20 protein-coding genes and 1 riboswitch are annotated in these 22,703 nt (G+C 60.5%); of the genes, 6 read left to right on the forward strand and 14 right to left on the reverse strand.

Annotated elements, in window-relative coordinates:
- Window positions 1-510: 510 nt before the first annotated feature.
- From ACSQ3J_RS20865 to ACSQ3J_RS20885, 5 genes are read left to right on the forward strand one after another with little or no spacing between them, the layout of a single operon-like run.
- A complete protein-coding gene (locus ACSQ3J_RS20865; protein WP_436040055.1) occupies window positions 511-1,014 on the forward strand; it encodes an Lrp/AsnC family transcriptional regulator in 504 nt (167 codons plus the stop codon).
- 3 nt (window positions 1,015-1,017) lie between these two features.
- On the forward strand, window positions 1,018-2,562 hold the full coding sequence (locus ACSQ3J_RS20870) for a hydantoinase/oxoprolinase N-terminal domain-containing protein (RefSeq protein ID WP_436040056.1): 1,545 nt from the start codon (window positions 1,018-1,020) through the stop codon (window positions 2,560-2,562).
- Window positions 2,559-3,689, forward strand: a complete 1,131-nt coding sequence (locus tag ACSQ3J_RS20875) for a DUF917 domain-containing protein (protein WP_436040058.1) — start codon at window positions 2,559-2,561, stop codon at window positions 3,687-3,689. The genes ACSQ3J_RS20870 and ACSQ3J_RS20875 overlap by 4 nt, the downstream gene beginning before the upstream one ends.
- A 37-nt stretch (window positions 3,690-3,726) precedes the next feature.
- Window positions 3,727-5,292, forward strand: a complete 1,566-nt coding sequence (locus ACSQ3J_RS20880) for an ABC transporter substrate-binding protein (protein WP_436040059.1) — start codon at window positions 3,727-3,729, stop codon at window positions 5,290-5,292.
- Between the two features lie 18 nt (window positions 5,293-5,310).
- Window positions 5,311-6,249, forward strand: coding sequence for an ABC transporter permease (locus tag ACSQ3J_RS20885; protein ID WP_436040060.1), 939 nt, complete (start codon window positions 5,311-5,313; stop codon window positions 6,247-6,249).
- 371 nt (window positions 6,250-6,620) lie between these two features.
- On the opposite strand, the gene ACSQ3J_RS20890 is transcribed toward ACSQ3J_RS20885, so the two are convergent.
- The 6 genes from ACSQ3J_RS20890 to ACSQ3J_RS20915 all read right to left on the reverse strand — a co-directional run bounded on the left by ACSQ3J_RS20890 (window position 6,621) and on the right by ACSQ3J_RS20915 (window position 12,930).
- Entirely contained in the window at window positions 6,621-6,887 is a 267-nt protein-coding gene (locus tag ACSQ3J_RS20890; RefSeq protein WP_436040061.1) for a hypothetical protein, read from the reverse strand.
- Window positions 6,888-7,093: 206 nt separating this feature from the next.
- Complete coding sequence (gene nrdF, locus ACSQ3J_RS20895; protein ID WP_436040063.1) at window positions 7,094-8,068, reverse strand: class 1b ribonucleoside-diphosphate reductase subunit beta; 975 nt, start codon at window positions 8,066-8,068, stop codon at window positions 7,094-7,096.
- 173 nt (window positions 8,069-8,241) lie between these two features.
- On the reverse strand, window positions 8,242-10,368 hold the full coding sequence (nrdE, locus tag ACSQ3J_RS20900) for a class 1b ribonucleoside-diphosphate reductase subunit alpha (protein ID WP_436040277.1): 2,127 nt from the start codon (window positions 10,366-10,368) through the stop codon (window positions 8,242-8,244).
- Between the two features lie 59 nt (window positions 10,369-10,427).
- Window positions 10,428-10,835 (reverse strand): class Ib ribonucleoside-diphosphate reductase assembly flavoprotein NrdI, encoded by a 408-nt coding sequence (gene nrdI, locus ACSQ3J_RS20905; RefSeq protein ID WP_060506838.1) that lies wholly within the window; start codon window positions 10,833-10,835, stop codon window positions 10,428-10,430.
- A gap of 17 nt (window positions 10,836-10,852) precedes the next feature.
- The gene (gene nrdH, locus ACSQ3J_RS20910; protein WP_037097908.1) at window positions 10,853-11,074 is read right to left on the reverse strand and encodes a glutaredoxin-like protein NrdH; all 222 of its coding nucleotides are present in this window, start codon (window positions 11,072-11,074) and stop codon (window positions 10,853-10,855) included.
- A 263-nt stretch (window positions 11,075-11,337) separates the two neighbouring features.
- Window positions 11,338-11,561, reverse strand: a riboswitch (cobalamin riboswitch).
- Between the two features lie 169 nt (window positions 11,562-11,730).
- The gene (locus ACSQ3J_RS20915; RefSeq protein WP_436040064.1) at window positions 11,731-12,930 is read right to left on the reverse strand and encodes a multidrug effflux MFS transporter; all 1,200 of its coding nucleotides are present in this window, start codon (window positions 12,928-12,930) and stop codon (window positions 11,731-11,733) included.
- Window positions 12,931-13,165: 235 nt separating this feature from the next.
- On the opposite strand from ACSQ3J_RS20915, the gene ACSQ3J_RS20920 reads away from it, so the two are divergent.
- Window positions 13,166-13,822 carry a TetR/AcrR family transcriptional regulator gene (locus tag ACSQ3J_RS20920; RefSeq protein ID WP_060509191.1) on the forward strand — a complete coding sequence of 219 codons (657 nt, stop codon included), beginning with the start codon at window positions 13,166-13,168 and terminating at the stop codon, window positions 13,820-13,822.
- Between the two features lie 9 nt (window positions 13,823-13,831).
- On the opposite strand, the gene ACSQ3J_RS20925 is transcribed toward ACSQ3J_RS20920, so the two are convergent.
- The 8 genes from ACSQ3J_RS20925 to ACSQ3J_RS20960 all read right to left on the reverse strand — a co-directional run bounded on the left by ACSQ3J_RS20925 (window position 13,832) and on the right by ACSQ3J_RS20960 (window position 22,612).
- Window positions 13,832-14,569 (reverse strand): ATP-binding cassette domain-containing protein, encoded by a 738-nt coding sequence (locus ACSQ3J_RS20925; RefSeq protein ID WP_436040065.1) that lies wholly within the window; start codon window positions 14,567-14,569, stop codon window positions 13,832-13,834.
- Between the two features lie 10 nt (window positions 14,570-14,579).
- Window positions 14,580-15,779 (reverse strand): alanine racemase, encoded by a 1,200-nt coding sequence (locus tag ACSQ3J_RS20930; protein WP_436040066.1) that lies wholly within the window; start codon window positions 15,777-15,779, stop codon window positions 14,580-14,582.
- A 14-nt stretch (window positions 15,780-15,793) separates the two neighbouring features.
- Window positions 15,794-16,771 (reverse strand): ABC transporter permease, encoded by a 978-nt coding sequence (locus ACSQ3J_RS20935; RefSeq protein WP_436040067.1) that lies wholly within the window; start codon window positions 16,769-16,771, stop codon window positions 15,794-15,796.
- Window positions 16,772-16,885: 114 nt separating this feature from the next.
- Window positions 16,886-17,950: a substrate-binding domain-containing protein gene (locus ACSQ3J_RS20940; RefSeq protein WP_436040279.1), complete on the reverse strand. Its 1,065-nt coding sequence runs from the start codon at window positions 17,948-17,950 to the stop codon at window positions 16,886-16,888.
- Between the two features lie 65 nt (window positions 17,951-18,015).
- A complete protein-coding gene (locus ACSQ3J_RS20945) occupies window positions 18,016-19,071 on the reverse strand; it encodes a substrate-binding domain-containing protein (RefSeq protein WP_436040068.1) in 1,056 nt (351 codons plus the stop codon).
- 41 nt (window positions 19,072-19,112) lie between these two features.
- Window positions 19,113-20,372: a M20 family metallopeptidase gene (locus tag ACSQ3J_RS20950; RefSeq protein ID WP_436040069.1), complete on the reverse strand. Its 1,260-nt coding sequence runs from the start codon at window positions 20,370-20,372 to the stop codon at window positions 19,113-19,115.
- The gene (locus ACSQ3J_RS20955; RefSeq protein WP_436040070.1) at window positions 20,369-21,583 is read right to left on the reverse strand and encodes an ROK family transcriptional regulator; all 1,215 of its coding nucleotides are present in this window, start codon (window positions 21,581-21,583) and stop codon (window positions 20,369-20,371) included. The genes ACSQ3J_RS20950 and ACSQ3J_RS20955 overlap by 4 nt, the downstream gene beginning before the upstream one ends.
- Before the next feature lie 219 nt (window positions 21,584-21,802).
- Window positions 21,803-22,612: a phosphate/phosphite/phosphonate ABC transporter substrate-binding protein gene (locus ACSQ3J_RS20960; protein ID WP_436040071.1), complete on the reverse strand. Its 810-nt coding sequence runs from the start codon at window positions 22,610-22,612 to the stop codon at window positions 21,803-21,805.
- Window positions 22,613-22,703 lie beyond the last annotated feature (91 nt).

Raw genomic sequence — 22,703 nt, forward strand, 5'->3', positions numbered from 1 at the left:
TGATGTGAAAGCGGCGGCGTGCAACTTCGACGCCGTCACCCACGCCCTCGGCCAATTCTGCAATCTCTTCTCCCTCACAGGATACAGAAACCACTTCAAAGCCGCAGGATATGAGTGCGATTAAATGCGACACGCTTTAAATGCAGCGCCTCGCTGGGACTTCTCAAGCACCATCGATCGCTTTGCTGGAGAAACTCGCATCGAGTTACAGCCAGCCGCGGCCTCGACTTAGCGGTTGGGCGGAGCGGCAACCACTCCATCTATTCAATCCTTCGGTTCGCGGATGGTTGCTTTCGTGTGCGTCACCTCGTTGACGACGAGGATTTCGTCGGGAATGACTTTTTTGGCAGGCCGTCCACCGATTGAATTTCCGATTCGGCAATTTTCAGAAGCCACAATCCCGTAACAGAGAAATTTTTGAGAATTCTGGTCCTATCTGGCTGAAATTTTCTTGACATAATTCCGTTTCGGAAATTTACTGATCCTAACGAAGCCGATAGGGAACCGGCAATGACGCAGCGCTACCTGCTTGACGATCTGGATCGCGAGATCATCGGCTATCTCTCCGAAGACGGGCGCCTTTCGGCCGCCGAAATCGCTGGCCGGATCGGCAGCGTATCGGAGCGCACGATCCGCAACCGTATTGCCGGACTGTTGCAGGCCAAGATGATTGTCATCGGCGCCATTCCCGATCCAGTGGCCCTCGGCCGTGATGTTCAGGTCGAACTGCTGATCGAGGTCGAGCAGGGCAAGCTGGAGGAAGTGGCCATCCTGCTCGCCGAATATGACGAGATCGGCTATCTCGCCGCGACCAGCGGTACGGCCAACCTCAGCGCCTCGCTCTTTGTGTCCGATCATTCAGCACTTCTCGATTTCATCGACCAGGAGCTGGGCAAGCTGCCTGGCGTCAAGCGCGTGACGAGTTCGGTCGTGCTGCGACTCTACAAGGTATTCGGCACGAGGACGACGGCGATCAGCCGCGGAACGGACCTCGGCGGTAAGAAGAAAGGGTAACCCATGCTGCGCATTGGGGTGGATGTAGGCGGAACCAATACGGATGCGGCGCTGCTGCGCGGTACCGAGGTTCTGGCGACGGTAAAATCCTCGACCACCGCGGACGTGACCTCGGGCGTCAGCGCGGCAATCCGCACGGTTCTTGCAGAAGCCGGCGTCGCCGCAACCTCCGTAAACGGAGTGATGATCGGCACGACGCATTTCCTCAACGCCGTCGTGGAAGGTCGGCATTTGGAGAAGGTCGGAATCCTTCGGCTCTGTGGGGCAGCAACACGCTCGCTTCCACCGATGATCGATTGGCCTGACACTCTGCGCCCGATCGTCGATGGTGGTGCGGCGATGGTGGGCGGCGGCGTGAACTATGACGGCTCTGAAATCGCGCCGATCGATATCGACGCCGTTCGAGCAGCCTGCCGCGGCTGGCGCGCCCGTGGTATCTCGGCGATTGCGATCTGCTCCGTCTTCGCGCTGGTCGATCCGCGCATGGAAAACGAGGCCGCGGAAATCGTTGCTGAGGAAATTCCGGGCGCAGCAATCAGTCTGTCGCACCGCGTCGGCCGCACCGGTCTCCTGCCGCGCGAGAGCGCGACGATCCTCAACGCAAGCCTCCACACGCTCGGCCGTGAAACCGTCGGCGCCTTCCGTTCGGCCTTCGCCGCACTCGGCCTCGCCTGCCCGCTCTACCTGACGCAGAACGACGGCACGCTGATGGCGGCGGACTTTGCCGAGCGTTATCCCGTCTTCACCATTGCCTCCGGCCCGACCAACTCGATGCGCGGCGCCGCGTTCCTGACCGGTCTGAGTGACGCTGCCGTCATCGATATCGGCGGCACCACCACCGATATCGGCATGCTCGTCGCCGGCTTCCCGCGCACCCGCAGCGAAGGCGCAATGATCGGCGGCGTGCCGACCAACTTCCGCGTGCCGGACGTCTATTCTTTCGGTCTTGGCGGCGGTAGCATCGTGCGCCCCAGCGAAGCTGCAACCATCGGGCCGGATTCGGTCGGTTTCCGCCTGCCGGAAAAGGCGCTCTGCTTCGGCGGCGATACACTGACGGCGACCGACATCGCCGTCGCAGTCGGCCTTGTCGATCTCGGGGATCGCAGCCGTCTCAGCCACATCACGCCGGAATTCGCCCGTCAGATGCTGGCGCAGATGAAGGCCAGCATCGAGACGGTGCTGGACCGGATGAAGCCGAGTGCCGACCCAATCCCCGCCATCCTCGTCGGCGGCGGGTCCGTACTGATCGAGGGGCTGCTGAACGGCACGTCCGTCTCGCTCAAGCCGGATCACTTCGGTTCGGCCAATGCAATCGGTGCGGCGATCGCGCAAGTCTCCGGCGAGGTGGACAGCGTGGTTTCGCTCGAAGGCACCACGCGCGAGATAGCTCTGGAATCCATCGTTGCCGAGGCGCGCGCCCGCGCCGTCGAGGCCGGCGCAGATGCCGAGACGACGACGCTCGCCGAAATCGAGGAAACGCCGCTGGCCTATCTGCCCGGCAATGCCGTTCGCGTCGCTGCGAAAGTGATTGGAGACCTCAGGGCATGAAGTACTGGACACTCACTGAAGCGGATATCGACCGCATCGCCATCGGCTGCGGCATCCTGGGCACCGGCGGCGGCGGCAGCACGTATCATGCGTCGCTGCGCGCCAAGGCGCTGCTGCGTGAGGGCAAGCGCATCCGCATGGTGCGCCCGGCCGACATGGATCCCGATGCGCAGATCATCGGCATCGGCGGCATCGGCGCTCCGACCGTCGGCATCGAGAAGATTGCCGAGGGTGCGGAAGGCGTGCGGCTTCTCCGCGCGCTTGAGCACCATATGGGCCGCAAAATCGATGCGTTGCTCGGCGACGAAGTGGGCGGCGGCAACGGCCTTTCGCCGATGCTGACCGCCGCGATGGTCGACCTGCCGGTGGTGGATGCCGACGGCATGGGCCGCGCCTTCCCGGAAGTGCAGATGACCACCTTCTTCATCCATGGTCAGCCGGTGCAACCGGCAGCGCTGGCCGACGCTGACGGCAATGTCCTGATCGTCACCGAGGCCACCACGCCGAAGATGCTGGAAAAGCTGCTGCGCGCCAGCACGATCGCCATGGGCTGCACCGCATTGATGACGACGGCGCCGATGTCGGGAGAGTTCGTGCGTCGCTTCGGTGTGCCGCACACCACCAGCCAGGCCTGGAACCTCGGCGATGCGGTTCTGAACGCGCGCATCGCCAAGGAGGATCCGGTGGAGGCGATCCTGAAGCAATCGGACGGCGTGCGTCTGATGCGCGGCAAGGTCACGGATATCAGCCGGCGCATCGCGGCCGGCTTCAATCGCGGCACGCTCACCGTTGCCGGGCTCGACCAGGACAACGGGCGGGCGATCGCGATCGAGATCCAGAACGAATACCTGATCGCCCGCGAAGGCGAGAACATCATCACCATGGTACCGGACCTGATCTGTATCGTGGATTCGGAGACCGGTCGTGCCATCGGTACCGAAGAACTCCGCTACGGCCTACGTATCGATGTACTCTCCATGCCCGCGCCGGTTCTGCTACGCAGCGAGATCGCGCTCGCCTCCGTCGGCCCGCGCGCCTTCGGTTATGATTTCGACTTTGCTCCGATGGGCGTATCCGCCGATGCGCTTGCCGTGCCGCGATATGAAGAAGAAGAAGAAGACGCCTGATCGTCCGCCCTCAAGACCAATCCACTGGGAGCCCGACATGAACCGCCGTAATTTTCTGAAAACCGCCGCGCTTGCGGCACTTGCCACCGCTGCCACCTCGCGCTTTAACTTTGCGATGGCGCAAGGCACCGGCAGCATCTTCACGCTCGCCTATCCGACCAGCTTTCCCGACCTCGACCCCGCAACCTCGTTCTCGAACGACGGCGCGGTACTCGCCAATGTCTATGAAGGCCTGACGCGCTACATCCCGGCGACCGATGCCGCCGAGGCGAAGATCGAGCCGCTGCTTGCCACCGCCTGGGAGGTCAGCGCCGACGGTAAGACCTGGGCCTTCACCCTGCGCGACGGCGTCAAATTCCACGACGGCACGCCACTCACCGCGGAGGCCGTGAAAGCCTCCATCGAGCGCACCAAAAAGATCGGTGGCGGTGCCTCCTTCATCTGGGGACCGGTCACCTCTATCGAAACGCCGGAGCCGCTGAAGGTGGTCTTCGTGCTCTCCGAGCCACAACCGCTCGATCTCATCGCGTCGGCCGGCTTCGCCGCCTGGATCTATGCCCCTTCCTCGCGCGACAAGGACGCCGCATGGTTCAACGCCGGCAACGATGCCGGTACCGGCGCGTTCAAGATTTCGCGCTATGAGCCTGGCCAGCGCGCGGTTCTCGACCGGGCGGAAGGCTATTGGGGCAAGGTGCCGGACGGCGCCTTCCAGACGGTGTCCTTCGAAATCACCGAGGACACGACGCTCGCCCAGAATATGATCGAAAGCGGCCAGGCCGACTGGACCTACAGCCTTCCCTATGAAAACCTCGAAGCGCTGAAGTCCAATCCCGACCTCAATGTGGTGGTCAACCCGTCCTTTGAAACCCTGTTCGGCCTCTACAACGTCAAGCGCGCGCCGCTCGACAAGATCAAAGTGCGTCAGGCCCTGTCGCTCGCCTTCCCCTATGACGACGTGATCGCCGCCGGAACCAGCGGCTTCGCGACCCGCGCCAAGGGCGTGGTGCCCGCCGGTATCTGGGGCCATGACGCCAACGCGCCGATCCCGAAAACCGATCTCGAAGCGGCCAAGGCACTTCTTGCCGAGGAAGGCATCGAACCGGGGCTCGAACTGGTGATGACCTATTCGACATCCCAGGCGATCGAGGCAGTTGCCGGCGAACTCTGGAAGGCCAATCTGGAAATGCTCGGCATCAACCTGACGCTTCAACCAATGGCCTGGGAAGCCCAGTGGCAGCTCGGCAAGTCGAACCCGGAAGCAGCCCAGGATATTTTCGTCATGTTCTGGTGGCCGACATTCGTCACCCCCTATGACTACCTCTTCAACCTGTTCCACACCGAAGAGAAGCCGAACTTCAACCTCGGCTACTACTCCAATCCGGAAGTGGACGCTAAGATCAACGAAGCGGCGAAGCTTTCGGGCACGGACCGTCCACGCGCCGAAGCCCTGTTCATTGAGGCGCAGCGCAAGATAATCGACGATGCGGCGGCCGTCTTCATGCTGGACCAGCCCAACGTTCACATTATCCGCTCCGACATCAAGGGCTACGCCGACAATCCAGCCTACGGACACGTGGCCCTTGTCAACGAACTGAGCCGGTAAGAGGCGCGTGGCGGTCTGATGGAACTCCTCCGCTACATCCTTCGCCGCACGCTCCTCTCTGCCTTCGTGGTGGTGGGCGTGACCTTTCTGGTCTTCGTGGTCGCACAGGTCGTTCCGTCGGACCCCGCGGCACTCTATGCCGGCCCGCGGCCCACCGCCGAGCAGATTGAAAAGGCGCGTCAGGAGCTAAATCTCGACGCGCCTCTGCCCGCCCGCTTCGCCACATTCGCGGCGGCCATGGCGACGGGCGATTTCGGTATTTCATACAAGTCGCGCCGACTGATTGCTCAGGACCTGCGGGCCTATCTTCCCGCCACGCTGGAGCTTGCGGTCTTTTCCACGGGTCTGGCACTGATCATTGGGATTCCGCTCGGGGTGCTGGCCGCGGCGCGACAGGGCCGGTGGCCGGATAAGCTCGGCAGTTTCGGCTCCATCGCGGCCGTCGCCATGCCGACCTTCTTTCTCGCCATGATCCTGCAGCTCGTCTTTTCGCAATGGCTTGGCATTCTGCCGCTCTCCGGCCGTCTGGCGCGCGAAATCTCCATCTCGGCCCCCCTGCCGATGGTGACGGGATTCAACATGATCGATGCGCTTCTCGCCGGCCGCCTCGATGCTTTCCAAGGCCGACCAGCAGCCAGGTCAAAGCGAGCCCGGTATGGGCGCTCCAAAACCGCAGGTTCGAGCTCTTTTCCAAGCTTGGTGTATGATGAGATAAATCCGGCGCCGCGGTTTCTGCCACGGGGCTGGTCATGTCGTTTGGCGCCATGCGGGAGAAGACTGGAACGTACCGGCCCCGTGGAAGATCAACGCGGATGCCGGTGTCGCTTCCGTGAACCTCATAATATTGCGTCAGCGCGGCGCGCAGCCGGGTCGCTTCGATGCGCACGATTGGATCAACCGACGCATCGAAATTGGCTGGACGACCGAACACATCGACGGCGATCGTGTACGCCTTGATCGCCTCGGCCCTGCCTTCGAAATACTCCGATGCAATGAAGCGCAGAAAATTTCGGTTGCGTTCCGGAGATTGAAAGCGGGAATCCGCGAGCAGCCGGTCAATTTCGGCCTGCGCCTCCGCCAAGTCGATATGTTCGCAGAATGATCGATCGATTTTACGCTCGCCGCTCATGCCTGCCCCCAAGTTTTCAACCTGAGGTCACAGTACCGCACAAAATCCGCATGCCAGTCAACCGCCCTTTGCTGAAGTACCGCGCCCAAAAACGCTAAAAATTCCGTTGACTGTTTCAAAAGTGATAATTTGGCACAGAAGCGTCCTGCTTTGGAGCAGGCTCAAAAATACAGGCTAAACAAAAGGATATGGCGGTATATTAGCGTGGTTTTGTCTGTTCGCTCAGACAGATCTCGATCACTTCGCTCTCGATTTCGCTGCACAGTATCTCATACTCGCGAATGATCGCACTGTCCGCGTTCGGATACTTTCTCAAGGAATCGAGAGTGGAGCTTGCATCCTGGAAAGCGTCACAAAGGCCCAGCAAACTCGTATTCCGCACACTGAGAATCTGAAGCTGCCCGCGCAGCGCGGGTAACCTCAACATCAGCTTCCACAAACCCTTCTGCGCCGTGTCTGTCGACATCGATCTGGTACCTGGTTTGGCCGAGGATGCATGCCTGTCAGTTTACCGCTCCGTTTAAGGCAGGCCTCAAACGGTTACCCAGATACCTATGCGCTTTTTCCGGTCGGACGGGAGTACGTTACGGTTACAATTGCCTTGCAGGCGACATCACGCACGTGAAAGTGTGCCGCTTGCGCCCGGTGAGCCAGCTGCCGAAGGGAAACCGTCTAGAAATCCCAGTCGTCATCCTCCGTCGCAACGGCCTTGCCGATGACATAGGACGAGCCGGAGCCGGAGAAGAAGTCGTGGTTCTCGTCAGCATTTGGAGATAGTGCCGAAAGGATCGCCGGATTGACCTTGCAGGCTTCGGCCGGAAACAGCGCCTCGTAGCCGAGGTTCATCAGCGCCTTGTTGGCGTTGTAATGCAGGAACTTCTTGACGTCCTCAGTCAGCCCTACACCGTCATAGAGCGTTTCGGTATATTTGGCCTCATTATCATAAAGCTCGAACAGAAGTTCGTAGGCAAAATCCTTGATCTCCTGCTGCCTTTCAGCACTCAGCCGCTCCAACCCCTTCTGAAACTTGTAGCCGATGTAATAGCCGTGCACGGCTTCGTCGCGGATGATCAGGCGGATCATGTCGGCGGTGTTCGTCAGCTTGGCCCGGCTCGACCAGAACATCGGTAAATAAAAGCCGGAATAGAACAGGAAACTTTCGAGGAAGACGCTGGCGACCTTGCGCTTCAGCGGATCGAGATTGCGATAATGTTCAAGGATCAGCGCCGCCTTTTTCTGCAGATGCTCGTTTTCCTCCGACCAGCGATAGGCATCGTCGACATCCGGTGTCGAGCAGAGCGTCGAAAAGATCGAGGAATAAGAGCGCGCATGCACCGCTTCCATGAAGGAAATGTTGGAATAAACAGCCTCCTCATGCGGCGTGATCGCATCCTCCATCAGCTTTGGCGCACCAATGCTGGTCTGGATGGTGTCGAGCAGGGTCAGACCGGTGAAGACGCGGATTGTCAGTTGCTGTTCCTCCGGCCGCAAGGTCGCCCAGGACGGGATGTCGTTGGAGAGCGGGACCTTTTCCGGCAGCCAGAAATTTCCGGTCAGCCGGTTCCAGACTTCAAGATCCTTGTCGTCCTCGATGCGGTTCCAGTTGATGGCGCGCACGCGCGAGACGGGCTTGATGGCGATGTTCATGGGATGTCTTTCCTCGATAAAATCTTACGGAGCGCCCGGCCCCTCACCCTGCCCTCTCCCGAGGGGAGAGGAGAACCTGGCGCCAGCCGCGTGTCTCTTCTCCCCATCGGGGAGAAGGTGCCGGCAGGCGGATGAGGGGGCTCCGGGCTCAAGCGTGGCTGAGACGCCTCAAATCAAAGCGTGCACGACACGCAGCCCTGCACCTCGGTGCCGGAGAGCGCCATCTGGCGAAGGCGGATGTAGTAGATCGTCTTGATCCCCTTCTTCCAGGCATAGATCTGCGCCTTGTTGATATCGCGCGTCGTTGCCGTGTCGCGGAAGAACAGGGTCAGCGACAGGCCCTGATCGACATGCTGCGTTGCCGCCGCATAGGTATCGATGATCTTCTCAGGCCCGATCTCGTAGGCATCCTGATAGTAGTCGAGATTGTCGTTGGTCAGATACGGCGCCGGATAATAGACGCGGCCGATCTTGCCTTCCTTGCGGATCTCGATCTTCGAGACGATCGGGTGGATCGAGGAGGTCGAGTGGTTGATATAGGAGATCGATCCCGTCGGCGGCACTGCTTGGAGGTTCTGGTTATAGAGCCCCGTCGCCATGACGGCCGCTTTCAGCGCCAGCCAGTCTTCCTGTGTCGGAATATGGATCCCGGCAGCTTCGAAGACCTCCTTCACCCTCTCCGTCGCCGGCTCCCAGGTTTTCTCGGTATATTTGTCGAAATATTCGCCGGACGCATATTTCGAATTTTCGAATCCCTTGAAGCTTGATCCACGCTCGACGGCGATCCGGTTCGATGCCCGGATGGCATGATAGGTCACCGTGTAGAAATACATGTTGGTGAAATCGACACCTTCGTCCGAGCCATAATAGATGCGCTCGCGGGCGAGATAGCCGTGCAGGTTCATCTGGCCAAGACCGATGGCGTGGCTATCGTCATTGCCCTTCTCGATCGATGGAACCGAGGAGATGTGGCTCATGTCGGAGACGGCGGTCAGCGCCCGGATCGAGGTCTCGATGGTCCTGCCGAAATCGGAGCTATCCATTGCAGCTGCAATGTTCAGTGAACCGAGATTGCAGGAAATATCCTTGCCCATGGTCTTGTAGGACAGGTCATCATTGTATTCGCTGGCTTCGCTCACCTGCAGGATTTCCGAGCAGAGATTGCTCATTGTGATGCGGCCGGCGATCGGGTTCGCCTTGTTTACCGTGTCTTCGAACATGATGTAGGGGTAGCCGCTCTCGAACTGGATTTCCGCCAGCACCTGGAAGAACTCACGCGCCTTGATCTTCTTCTTGGAGATGCGGGCGTCATCCGCCATCTCGCGGTACTTTTCCGTCACCGAAATTTCGGTGAACGGCACACCATAGACGCGCTCCACGTCGTAGGGCGAGAACAGATACATATCCTCGTTGTTCTTCGCCAGTTCGAAGGTGATATCCGGCACGACAACGCCGAGCGACAGCGTCTTGATGCGGATCTTCTCGTCGGCATTTTCGCGCTTGGTATCGAGGAAGCGCATGATGTCGGGATGATGGGCGTTCAGATAGACCGCCCCTGCCCCCTGGCGCGCGCCGAGCTGGTTGGCATAGGAAAAACTGTCTTCCAACAGCTTCATCACCGGAATGATGCCGGACGACTGGTTTTCGATCTGCTTGATCGGGGCGCCCGCCTCGCGGATGTTGGTGAGCGACAGGGCCACGCCGCCACCGCGCTTCGACAGCTGCAGCGCCGAATTGATGCCGCGGGCGATGCTCTCCATGTTGTCCTCGACCCGCAGCAGGAAACACGAGACAAGCTCGCCGCGCTGTTTCTTGCCGGCATTGAGGAACGTCGGCGTTGCCGGTTGGAACCTTCCGGAAATGATCTCGTCGACCATGTCACGGGCGATCGCTTCATTGCCCTGCGCCAGCGTCAGCGCCACCATGCAGATGCGGTCTTCATAACGCTCAAGATAGCGTTTTCCGTCAAAGGTTTTCAGGGTGTAGCTGGTGTAATACTTGAAGGCTCCGAGGAAGGTCGGAAAGCGGAACTTCTTCGCATAGGCGTGATCGTAGAGGTCGCGCACGAAGTTGAACGAATACTGGTCGAGAACCTCGCGCTCGTAATAGCCTTCGGTCACCAGATAATCGAGCTTCTCCCGCAGATTATGGAAGAACACGGTGTTCTGGTTGACGTGCTGGAGGAAATACTGCTTCGCGGCCAGCCGGTCCTTGTCGAGCTGAATCTTCCCCTCGTCGTCATAGAGGTTCAGCATCGCGTTCAGCGCGTGATAGTCAATCGCCGTTTCCGTCGCCTTCAAAGGGCGTTCGGCAGCGGAATGAGGAAAACTGTTGAGCGGTTTTGCGCCCGCATTCCGCGTCAAAGTCTCTGAGACGTCCAAAATCGTTCCAATCCGTTTCTAACGTTGGCGACGTCCTCATCGGTGCCCAGAAGCTCGAACCTGTAGAGATACGGCACTTCGCATTTGCGTGAGATCACGTCACCCGCGAGACCGAACGTCTCGCCGAAATTGCTGTTACCGGCAGCGATCACGCCCCGGATGAAGGATCGGTTGACCGCATCGTTGAGGAAGCGGATCACCTGTTTGGGAACGGCGCCCCGGCCATCATCGCCGCAATAGGTCGGCAGGATGAGGACGAAAGGCTCGCGCACATCGGGCGTTTTCGCGCCACTGCTGACGGGAATACGGGCCGATTTCAAACCGAGCTTGGCGACGAAACGATGGGTGTTTTCCGACAGACTGGAATAATAGACGATCAGCCCCATCGCTCGTCAGACCGTACTCAAGAAAGCGCGCTGATCTTGTCCGGCCGGAATCCGGCCCAATGGTCTTGGCCGGCAATCACGACCGGAACCTGCTGGTATCCGAGACCGATCACCTTTGCGAAGGCGTCCTCGTCCTTGGAGATATCGATGACCTGATAGTCGATACCTTCACGATCGAGCGCGCGATAGGTCGCGGTGCACTGGACGCAGGAAGGCTTGCTGTAGACGGTGATGTTCATGATGGTCCTCGTGGTCTGTGATGTTGCGGGCGCACGAAAGGGTTCCGAGCCGCTGCACGCGGATCCGATCGTGTGGTTTTCATTGCGAGCTGGCGAGCAGGCTAGGCGTGTACCGCCGATCGCGATCCCGCATCTCGTGGTCTGCGAATTCGATTGACTGACATGCCTTCACCCCGAAGCCTTTTTTGGCGGACATCGGAAGAACGCAACACAAAGCGGAGTCATTCCGCTGCACATCACGCGACCTTCCGGACACCCCGCCCGTGGACGTTTTGTTTAAGGCAGGTCTCCTGGCTTGCGGGTCGTGGCGCCTGCTCCGTCTTCCCGAAGACCGATGCCTTCAGTGACTTGAAATGAAACAGGCACTTGCCGCTTACAGTTGCGGGGGCAGCTCCGGATTTGCCCCGCCAAAATGGCTGAACGCACCGCATTCCCTCTTAGCCTCCGAATCTTGCGAGTCAGAGGAACCTTGAACACTAGATATAGTATACGACGTGAAAACAACGTCAATGTGTAGGCTTCGGAAACATGCCTCCTGGCACATAATTTTTCCGGCATTGTGGATAATGGGGCGTTAATACCGGGTCACAGGAATTGCAAAAGGCCCGGAGCATCGCCCCGGGCCTTCGATATTCCAGGATATTGCGAATGCCGATTTACTCGGCAGCGGCAACCGCGCGGCGGCGGCCGATCGTGGCCTGGGTGAGCAACAGCGCGCCAACGGCGCAAAGCGCGATGCCCATGGCCATTGGGACGGCGGTACCGTCGAAGAACACCGATGCGATCACCATGGCGACGGCGGCCGTGACGAAATGCAGCGTGCCCATCAGCGACGATGCCGTGCCGGCAATCTCGCCGTGATCCTCCAGTGCCAGCACCGCGCTGGTCGGAATGACCAGGCCGAGGAAGCCGTAGCCGACGAACAGGAACGCGGCCATGACCGGAAGCTGGTTGAAACCAAGGCTCATGACGATGGCCATCGCAGCCATGGTCAGTGCAAAGGCCGTTACGGCAATCCGCATGACGCGAACAAGCCCAAAACGCTCGCCGAACCAGCCGGTCGCCTGCGATACCGCGAAAAAAGACACGGCATTGACGGAGAAGGCGAAGCTGTATTGCGTCGGCGTCAGCCCATAATAATCGATCAGCACGAAGGGCGAGTTGGCGAGATAGACGAGGAAGCTGGAAATACCGAGCCCGCCGATGAAGGTCAGCGTCAGGAAATTCTTGTCCCTGAGCAGCAGGCCATATGCCGCCATGGCGCTGCGCAAACCGCTTTCGGCACGATGTTCCCTAAGGCGGGTTTCCTGCAATTGCGTCGCCAGCAGGATGAGGCCGATGAAGGCGGCGATCATCACGGCCCAGAACACGCCACGCCAGCCGTAGAATTCGATGACGGCACTGCCGGTCAGCGGCGCCAGGATTGGCGAGATGCTGAAAACCAGCATCAACAGCGACATCAGCCGGGCGGCCTGCACGCCGGTATGCATGTCGCGGACGATGGCACGCGGGATGACCATGCCGGCGGCCCCGCCGATGCCCTGCAGGAAACGGAAGGCGATCAGCGTTTCGATATCGCTCGCCAGCGCGCAGCCGATGCTGGCGAGCGCAAAAATGCCGATGCCGATGTAGAGCGGCGCCTTGCGGCCCCACATGTCGGACAGGGGACCATAGACCAGCTGCGACAGCGCAAAGGAAATGAAGAAGGCGAGCAGGCTGAGCTGCACGACGTGGTTTTCCGCGCCAAAATCCTGTCCGATCGACGGCAGCGCCGGCAGGTACATGTCGATGGCGAAAGGACCGATGGCTGACAAGAGGCCAAGGATGAGGGCAGTCCGGAAGAAGGAGGACGTCATGGGATCATCTTTCAGAAAACAGCGGTACGGAACCTGACCGGTTTCGCGCCGCGTTGCCTCACGGGATTCAATGGAAACGTTTCAAGCCCGCACGCAATGCTTGGGAGGACATCCGCGCGCTTGGCAATTTATGTCAATATAATTGGACACACGTGTAAAATTAGACACCATTGTCTAAAACGTCAAGAGGCATTATCTTGGGCTGATGAAAGCTTCGAATGACCCCATTCCCAAGATGTCCGTCCACAGCCAGCGCGGACAATGCGCCAAGCGCCTGTCGATACTGGAAGCCGCCGCCGAGGTGTTTTGCCGCCAGGGATTTGCCGGTGCGAGCATCGATGAGATTGCATCAGCAGCCTGCGTGTCGCGCCAGACGGTCTACAATCACTATCGGGAGAAGGATAATCTGTTCACCGCGGTGGTCGAGGACGTGATGGACCGGGCAAACGCCATGCTGTTCACCATCCTGTCGACCTTCCCAGAAAAGCCGGACAATCTTGAAGATGACCTCGTCGGCTTTGCCGTGCGCCTCAGCCGCAGCTGCATCTGCAATCAAGACGGAAAATTCCTGCGCAAGCTCGTCCAGTCGGAGGGCGAGCGTTATCCGCATCTGTTTGAAAGTTGGCGCCAGCACGGCCCTGGCAAGATCGGCACGGCGCTGGCGGCGCTTTTCGCCAGACTGTCGCACAAGGGGCTGCTGGAGATCGACGATTTCGACGTCGCGGCTCGTCAGTTCCTGGCGCTGGTCAACGCAGACCTGCAGATGGGCACCTTGTTCGGGGTCACGCCAACCGACGAGGAACTGGACAGTGCGGCCCGCAATGCCGTGCGCACATTCCTGCGGGCCTACGCGCCAGCGCAGGCAAACACCCCGGCGGTCAAGACGGCATGAATTCCGGCGTCAGTTGACGCCGGTGATCATCGAGACAATTTCGTTCTTGTTGGTCTCCGACGTCCTGCGGATGCCGATCTGCTTGCCGCGGCGGAGCACGCAAATACGGTCCGAAAGCTTGAAGACCTGATCGAGGCTATGGCTGATGATCAAGACGCCGATATTGCGCGATTTCAACGACTGCACGATCTCCTCAACCTTGGCGGTTTCAGCAACGCCGAGCGCTGCCGTCGGCTCATCAAGCAGGATCAGTTTTTTGGCCCAGCGAGTGGCCCGCGCAATCGCCACCCCCTGCCGCTGGCCGCCGGAGAGATCGCGGATTGTCGCATGGGCTGATGGAATGCGCACATCGAGTTCCTTCACCAGCTTTTCCGTCTCGGAAATCATGGTCTTGCGGTCGAGCAGGCCGATGCCGTTGGTCAGTTCGCGGCCGAGAAACATGTTCATGTAGACCGTCTGCTGATCGGCCAGCGCCAGATCCTGATAGACCACCTCGATCCCGTGTGACCGGGCCATGGTGGCGCTGGACATGGCGACGGTCTCGCCCTCGATGGTGATCGTACCGGATGACGGGCCGTAGACGCCGGAAACGATTTTGATCAGCGTCGATTTGCCAGCGCCGTTATCGCCGACCAACGCGACGATCTCGCCGGGATAGATATCGAGCGAAAAGTTCTCGATGGCGACAACCGCGTCGAAATTCTTGCGGATGTCCTTGAGCTGCAGCACAGGGGCCTGAGTGTTCATGGTCATTCTCCTATACCGGCCAGGATTGGGGTTCGCCGAAGCCGTTCTCGATGCTCTCGACTTTCGGCATACCTGTGGAAATGCCCGAGACGCCAACGACATAGGCGCGGGTGACAAAGGCCTGACCGCGAAAACCGAAGACCGCGGTATCGCCGGGTTTTGGCGCGTTTGGCCCCGTCGCATCGATCATCGCGTAATAGTCGATCGCCGAAGGCGGCGGCACCTCGACGCTGCGCAGGGACGACGCAGCCACGGTCGGCTCGCCGGAAACGATCGCCTTGACGTCATAGTCAGGAAAGATCGGGTCGATGTAGAAACCACCGCCGAAACAATAGGCCTTGCCGCCGGAAAGGTGCGAGACCTCGGTGAGATAGCAGACGGCCGGAAGCTCCGGCAAATCTTCGACCACATGCAGCGCCGTCGTGCCATGCAGACCGTTGCCGGGCTCGCATTGCGTCGCGCCGGCATCGGCGAGCGCCTGCAGCAGAACCGAAGACGTCGTACCCGGCGCATTGACCTCGATGCCGGTGCGTCCGGCCTTTGCCAGCGCCTCGGCCGCCTTGGTCAGCGTCGCCAGATTGTGCGTCGGCAAGACCTTACCGCTCTTGTGATCGAAGAGCAGCGCCGGAAACGTGGTGATCCCGGCAAAGCGTCCGCCTTCCAGCGCATCGAAAGCGTCGGCGACGGCAGCGACATCAGCGGCGGCAAAACCACCCTCATGGCCGCGGTAGAACGTATCCCCTTCCGCCTTGATGCGGGCAAGCAGGTTCTGCACATAGCCGGCTGCGCTGGCGCCGTCAGCCGCTTCACCCGCTTTGTCATCATTGAAGACAGTCCAGTAATCCGGCCGGAAGGCTGCTGCCGCGGCTTTGGCCTCGTGGCGGGCCACCTGTTGCAGATGGCCGAGATGGCCGACGCGAAGACCTGCCCGGTGGGTGGCACGGGCGCAGGCCATGTCGACCGCCACGGACCGGTCGATGCCGCCCCGCTGCACGGCGGCGCAGAAGGAGCTGGCGCGGCCGACCTGCTTGGTCATGGCGAAGATCTTCAAACCGAGCCGGTCGGCCTCCGTCTTCAAGACCCGGGCATTGGCCTCGACGGCATCGAGATCGAGCACATAGGCATTGGCCGGAATCTTGCCCTGCCGGTGCAACGCGATGGCGGCTTCGAGGAATTTCGGATTGCGGCGGCGCAGAACGTCGAGAAACATGAGATATCCTTTCTTCAGCGCAGCTTTTCGCGCAGCGACACGGCGACGGCAGCAAGAATGATGAGACCGCGGACAATCATCTGGTCGGAGACGGAAAGCCCCATCAGGATCAGACCGTTGTTGAGCATGCCCATCATCAGCGAACCCACCAGCGCACCGATGATTGAACCCTTGCCGCCGTTGAGCAACGTGCCACCGACGATGACGGCGGCGATCACTGTCATCAGGTCCGTTTCGCCCAGCGTATATTTTGCCGCCTGCAGACGGCCGGCATAAAGCAGACCGGCAAGGCCGGCGAGCGCGCCGCTGATGACCAGCACCGCAAGCCGGATGCGCGGCACGGGAATGCCGGAGACGCTGGCGGCGCGGGCATTATCGCCGGTTGCCAGAACATGCGCGCCGAACTTGGTTTCGCGGAAGATCAGGTGCCCGGCGATGATGGCGATCACGGTCCACCAGATCAGCGACGGGATGCCGAGCAGCGAGCCGGAACCGAAGAAGCCGGTAAACGTGCTGTCGGTGACGGGAATGGAGCGCAGGTTGGTGAGAGACCGGGCGACACCGGCAAACAGCCCCAGCGTTGCCAGCGTCACCAGGAATGATGGCAAGCGTACATAGGCGACCAGCAGACCGTTGGCGAGACCGATGGCGACCCCTGCCCCGATCCCGGCCGCAATACCGGCGATCATGCCATAGGCATTCATCGTCACGGCGGCAGAGAGAGCGGCGACCGCCACGGTCGAGCCGATCGACAGATCGATCTCACCGGCCGAAAGCACGAAGACCATGCCGATCGCCATGATCGTGATCGGCGCGGTCTGCAGCACGATGTTGGACAGGTTGCGCACAGTCAGGAACCCGCTGTCTTTCAGCACGATGGCGAAAAACAGGAAGATCGCCAGAAAACCGACATAGACGACATATTGCTGGATATTGATGCGGCTGATCATGCTCATCGCCGGGTTGGCGGCATTGCTTGGGGCGCTGGACATAGCGGCTCCTCCGAAGAGCTGGGGTATGGGCGGGAACCTGTGGCTCCCGCCGGGCACTGGCATGCATTCTCGGCGGCCGGTGCGACGACTTCAATCTGCGCCTGGGCGCTGGTCTTACTTGATGGCTTCGGCGACGGTGGCCGGAACATCCTTGTTGAGCGACGTCTTCCAGCCGTCCCTGACCGTGTCCTTGGTGACCGCAAGCGAATCCACCACCAGGAACGGTTCGGCCTGCTTGCCAACAAGCGATCCGGCCGCAGCACGTGCGGCTGTGACGCCGATATTGTAGGCCTCGTCGGCAACGAGCGCTGCAACTGCGCCGCCCTTGACCATATCAAGCGCCGCCGGTTCGTTGAGATCGAGCGTGACGATCTTGGTATGAGTGTTTCCGGCTGCGCGCAAAGTGGAAAGCACGCTCAATGCCGGTTCCGCCCAGGTCACGTAGATGCCGTCTAGATCAGGGTTCTGGGTGACCATCGCCTGGGCGATTTCCTCCGCACGGGCCGGATCGGCCATTCCAGCCTCTGCCGTGATCGTCATATCGGGATAATCCTGCTCGATCGTCGACTTGAAGGCCTGGTCGCGCTGGTTGGTCACGTAGAAATCAGCATCGTGGAAGATATAGCCGACCTTGCCCTTTTTCCCGAGCGCCTCGGCCATGGCGACGCCTGCCTTGTGACCCATCTGGAACAGGTCGTCGGAGACGATCGTGACGTAGTCCTTGCCCTGCACATAACCCTGCGGCGAGTTGTCGACGAAGGCAAGCTTGATGCCAGCCTTCAGCGCCGGATCGTAGATCGGCCCGGCCGTTGCGGGATCGACCGGCAGCGACAGGATGATCGATGGCTTCTTGGCAAGCACCGTCTCGACATCGGCCTTCTGGCGCGCGGCATCGAAGCCCGCATCCGTTTGGGCGACAACCTCGACGCCGAGACGCTTGAATTCATCCTGCGCGCCGCTGTTGACCGCGTTGGTATATTCGCTCATCTCGTGCCAGACGAGGGCGGCGGTGAACTTGCCGTCCTTGATCTTCGTCTCTTCATCCGGCGTCAACGTGAAGCTGGAGGCCGGTGTCGGCTTTTCGCCGTGCGGACCGGTGGTCGCGCCATCAGCGGCCAAAGCGTGGGCAGACAGAAGCGCGGCAACCAGCCCCGCCGGGATCATCGACAGCTTGTTCATCATTATTCCTCCAGAATCTCGGTTTGATGCGCCGGGCGGTGGTTCGTACCGCCCGGCACAGCACATCACTTCGCGGCGTCGAGAACCGACTGCGGCGCATCGCGATTGAGCGACTGCTTCCAGCCTTCGGAAACGTCAGCCTTGGTCACGGTCAGCGCCGGGGCGACGATGAAGGCCGGGGTCTCCTGACCCAACAGGGCCTTCAGGCCAGTGGCGGCCATGGTCTGGCCAAGCTCGTAGGCCTTGTCGGCAACCAGCGCGACGACGTTACCACCCTTGACCATGTCGAGTGCTGCCGGCTCTGACAGATCGAGCGTCACAATCTTCGTCTTGGTATTGCCTGCGCCACGCAGGGCAGAAAGCACGCCTTCGGCCGGTTCGGCCCAGGTCACGTAGATGCCGTCGAGATCCGGGTTCTGCAAAAGCATGGCATTGGCCAGCTCCTCGGCGCGGGCCGGATCGGAAATGCCCTGTTCGGCAACGATCTTGATATCCGGATAGTCCTTCTCGATCGTCGTCTTGAAGGCCTGGTCGCGCTGGTTGGTGACGTAGTAGCTGGCATCGTGGAAGATGTAGCCAACCTTGCCCTTGCCGCCGATCGATTTCGCCAGCGCATCGGCTGCCTGCTTGCCCATTTGGAACAGATCGTCCGTGACGATCGCGGCATAATCCGTGCCGTGCTTGTAACCGGCGGGAAGATTGGAGAGGAACACCAGCTTGGTGCCATCGGTGACGGCCTGCTTGAAGGCTTCGGCGGAGGTCGTCGGGTCAAGCGGCAGAGCCAGAATGACATTCGGCTTGGCGGCCAGCGCCGTCTCGATATCGCTGCGCTGGCGGGCAGCATCAAAGCCTGCATCCGTCGTCACGACAACGTCGACACCCGCCTTGGCAAACTCATCCTTGGCGCCGGCTGAAACGGCGTTGATGAAGTCCGACGACGTGTGCCAGAGCAGCGCCGCCTTGTAGCCCTTGCCCTTCAGGCTGGCGATATCGCTATCCGACAGCTTGATTTCGGCGCTCGGCGTCGCGGTTTCGCCCGCCGGACCGACGGTCTGGGCATGGGCTGCGGTGATCATCGCACCGCTCAGAAGCGCGGCATTCAACAAATTCCTGATAAGCATCTTTCTGTTCCCTTTTTTCAGATTATGGCTGTTTCAGTTGTTCATTCCGCGATGCCGCAATAGCGCGCCATGAAGGTGGCGAATGCCACGATCCCGGCGAGATATTCCTCGACATCGACATGCTCCTCGAATGTATGGCAGTTGCGGATATCGCCCGGCGCGCAATAGACGGCGGGCACGCCGAGCCGGTTGACGAAGAACGGCGATTCCGACCAGAACGGCGCGCCCTGTATCGTGCCCCGCCCGGCCATCGCCTCGCTGACAGCGGCGCAAAGCATCGATACCTCCGGCAGATGCTGATCGATCTCCGCCGCCGAGCCACCGAGCGCATGATCGCGGCCAGCGGGATAGGAGATTTCGATTTTGATCTGCGGATCGGAGACCGCGCCACGGATAACGTTTTCCAGCTTAGCAGCTGCGGTGTCGAGAGATTCACCCGGCAAAAGCTTGCGGATCAGCGACAGCGAGCATTCTTCCGGCACGGCGATGAACCCACCGCCGGAAACGCCGGTGATCAGCAGGAATCCGCGCCCGATCAGCGGATGCACGGCCCGCGCGGAGATATCATCGGAATGTTTCCACAGAGCCGACATGACCGCATGGCTTGCCTTCAGCGCGTCGCGGCCCAACTCCGGCACGCCGAAATAGGCAGATTTGCCGGTGATCTTGATATCGGTGATGAAGAAGCCGATCTGCGCCGGATAGACTGCCAGCTGCGTTGGCTCGACATAGACGGTGAAATCCGGCTTTGCCACCGCGCCCGTTTCGATGCTGGCGGTGTAATCCTTGATCCCGGCGGACACGCCGGTTCCCGGCTGGCCGCTTTCCTCGTCGCCGACAAAGGCAAAGGCAACGTCTCCCTTGAGCTTGATTCCTGCTTTATCGAGCAGGCTCAGCGCCGCCAGCGAACTGCAGATACCCGCCTTCAGGTCTCCGGCACCTCGGCCCCAGATCTGCCCGTCGATGATCGGCGCGCCAAACGGGTCCTCGCGTTCGGTGCCCGCCCAATGTTCGCGCCAACCATCAACATGGACTGTGTCCGTGTGGCCAATGAACAGCAGCCGCTTGCCGGTGCCATCGCCCTTGAGCTCACCGCGAATGTTCGGCCGTCCCGGCAGGAAGTCCGAAACTGCGATGCCATCGATCTTGCGAGCCCGCATCTGGCGTTCGAGGAAACCCACAAAATTCGCTTCATTGCCGGTAATGCTTTCGGCGCCGATCGCGCCGCGCAGCAGGGCAATCGCGTCGTCGCGGTCGAGGGCAGCGTGCAGTTTTTCCGTCAGAGTGTCGGACATGCTCATCGCAGCGCCTCCTTGAAGGTGACCGTCTCCGCCGGCGGCAGCGACAGGCGGCTGTCGGGAGCATCGGCGCCGAACAGCGCGTTGTGCAGGTGGCTGAGCCCGATCGCCGCCGCACCGACAATCGCCGCGCGCGGACCGAGCTGGCTCGCCTCGATATCAACAGGATAGGGGAAGCAGGTTGGCAGGAATTTGCGGATGCGTTCGATCAGCTCCAGGCGCAGACCGATCGAGCCGCCCATAATGACCTTTTCGGGATTGGCGATCGCCGCAATCGCGCTGATGCCGCGCGCCAGATATTTTGCCGTCTCGTCCAAGGTCGCCGCGGCATGCACATCACCATTCGCTGCCCGCTCGAAGATAGCGGGCACCGTCGCTGTTTCGCCGGACGCCGCCGCATAATGCTCCATGATGCCGATCGAGGCGGTGACGCGCTCGAAAGCGCCGGTGCGCAATGATTCCGGATCGAAGGGATCGGCGCCAAACGGCAGGAAGCCCAACTCACCGGCAGCGTTCATCGCGCCGCGCACCAGCTGGCCGCCGACCATCAGGCCACCACCGATGCCGGTACCGACCGCGATGAAGGCGAGATTGTCGATGCCCTGCCCTTGCCCCAGCCAGTTTTCGCCCAACACCGCCAGATTGACGTCGTTCTCCAGGATGACATCGACGCCGAGCGCCTTTTCGAAGGCAGCCGCCACGTTCATCGTATCGAAGTCCGAGATGTTTGGGGCAAGCAAGATGCGGCCGGTCTTGGCATCCGGCGCACCGGGCGCACCGATCACGGCCATGCGGATGCGCTCACGGGGAATGCTCAGATGTTCCGCCGCCTGCGCACAAAGCTCGGCGATTTGATTGACCACGAACTGGCCGCCGCGCCGGTCGGTCGCGGCAACTTCCTCGGCAAAGACCTGGCAGGCAAGGTCCGCGATCGCCAGCCTGATCTTGGTGCCGCCGAGATCGACGGCCGCGATATAGGCCGCATCCGGCACAAGCTCATAAGTGACGGCGGTGCGTCCGACATGACCGCTGGTGCGCCCTGTCTCGCGCACCCAGTCATCCAGCTCCAGCTGGCGAACTATTTCCGAAATGGTCTGCTTTGACAGCCCCGTCTGCTTGGCAATCGAGGCGCGGGAGATCGGTCCGTTCTGGATGATCGCCTCCATCACGGCCCTTTGAGAAAACTTCCGGGAGATGCGCAGGGTTTCGCTCACAATCGCCTCAATTAATTCGTTCTATCACCGAACTATTGATTCAGACACCAGATGAGTCAACAGGAAAATACATAAACAACCCGAGCCGATGGATTTTCCTCTTGTTTTACAACCTCATGCCGTCATGACTTCGCAGCCACAACCGTCACGACCAGCCCCTTGGAAATATGGAGAGAGCACCTGCGCGCTCTGTAACGCGATGACCAGAAGCGTCTAAACTCAAGCGATTACCGGATATCCCACCCGTTGCGCCTGCCGCTCGAGCTCGGCCAGCGGCTCATAGTCGGCGTCGGAAAGAACGGCAAAATCCTTGAGGCAAAGCACATTCCGCACGGGCTCCAGCGACGGCTCGGCGATGGCCAGCCGCAAGGCTTGCCTCATCGCATCCACATCCGCATCCGAGGCATCGCCGCGCGTGATCAACGGCAGTCCCGGACCACTGACGGTTTGCGTGAGAATCCTGACTCCGCCCAGACTTTCGGGGTCAAACCGCAGCACGTTGCCATAGGTAATGCAGTCGATTGCCGCCACATCCGCCTTGCCCGCGGTGATCGCCGCAATACTGTTGCGATGGCTGCAGGTTTCGATCACTGAGTCGAAGAACCGGCCACACCGTGACAGCGGCGCAATGGCGGCGCGAAACAGGTTGTAGCCGGAATTGCTGTCCGGCTGGTTGATCGCCGCCCATGTACCACGGAGGTCATCCAGGGATTGAGCAGCACTGTTTTTCGCCACAACAATGAAGCTGCGCATCAATGGTCCATCGCAGCCCGGATGACCATAGACCGGCGTCGCCACCAGCTTCACCTTGCCGCGCAGATGCTTGACGTAAGGAAAGCCGCAGGTCTGGGCGAGCAGCAGATCCGGCCGCGTCCAGGCCTGATGATAGTCCTCGGCATCGTCCAGCCTGGCCGGCATCTCATCCAACCCTGCCCGCTTCAATGCTTCGCTGAGAAAATCCCACAGTTTTGCCGTGGCCTCCGCAAGCGGCGACGGACTGGCATACATGGCAAGGCTGGCAAGACGCATTCAGAGGCTTTCACAAAGGATAAACGCACTAAAGTAACGCGCTTCATTCATGATGCGCAAATATCACTGCAGCACCTTACGTTTATTGCAC

Origin of the sequence: Rhizobium sp. LjRoot98 (assembly GCF_964252935.1) — a bacterium.
In the GTDB taxonomy this organism is placed as follows: Bacteria; Pseudomonadota; Alphaproteobacteria; order Rhizobiales; family Rhizobiaceae; genus Pararhizobium.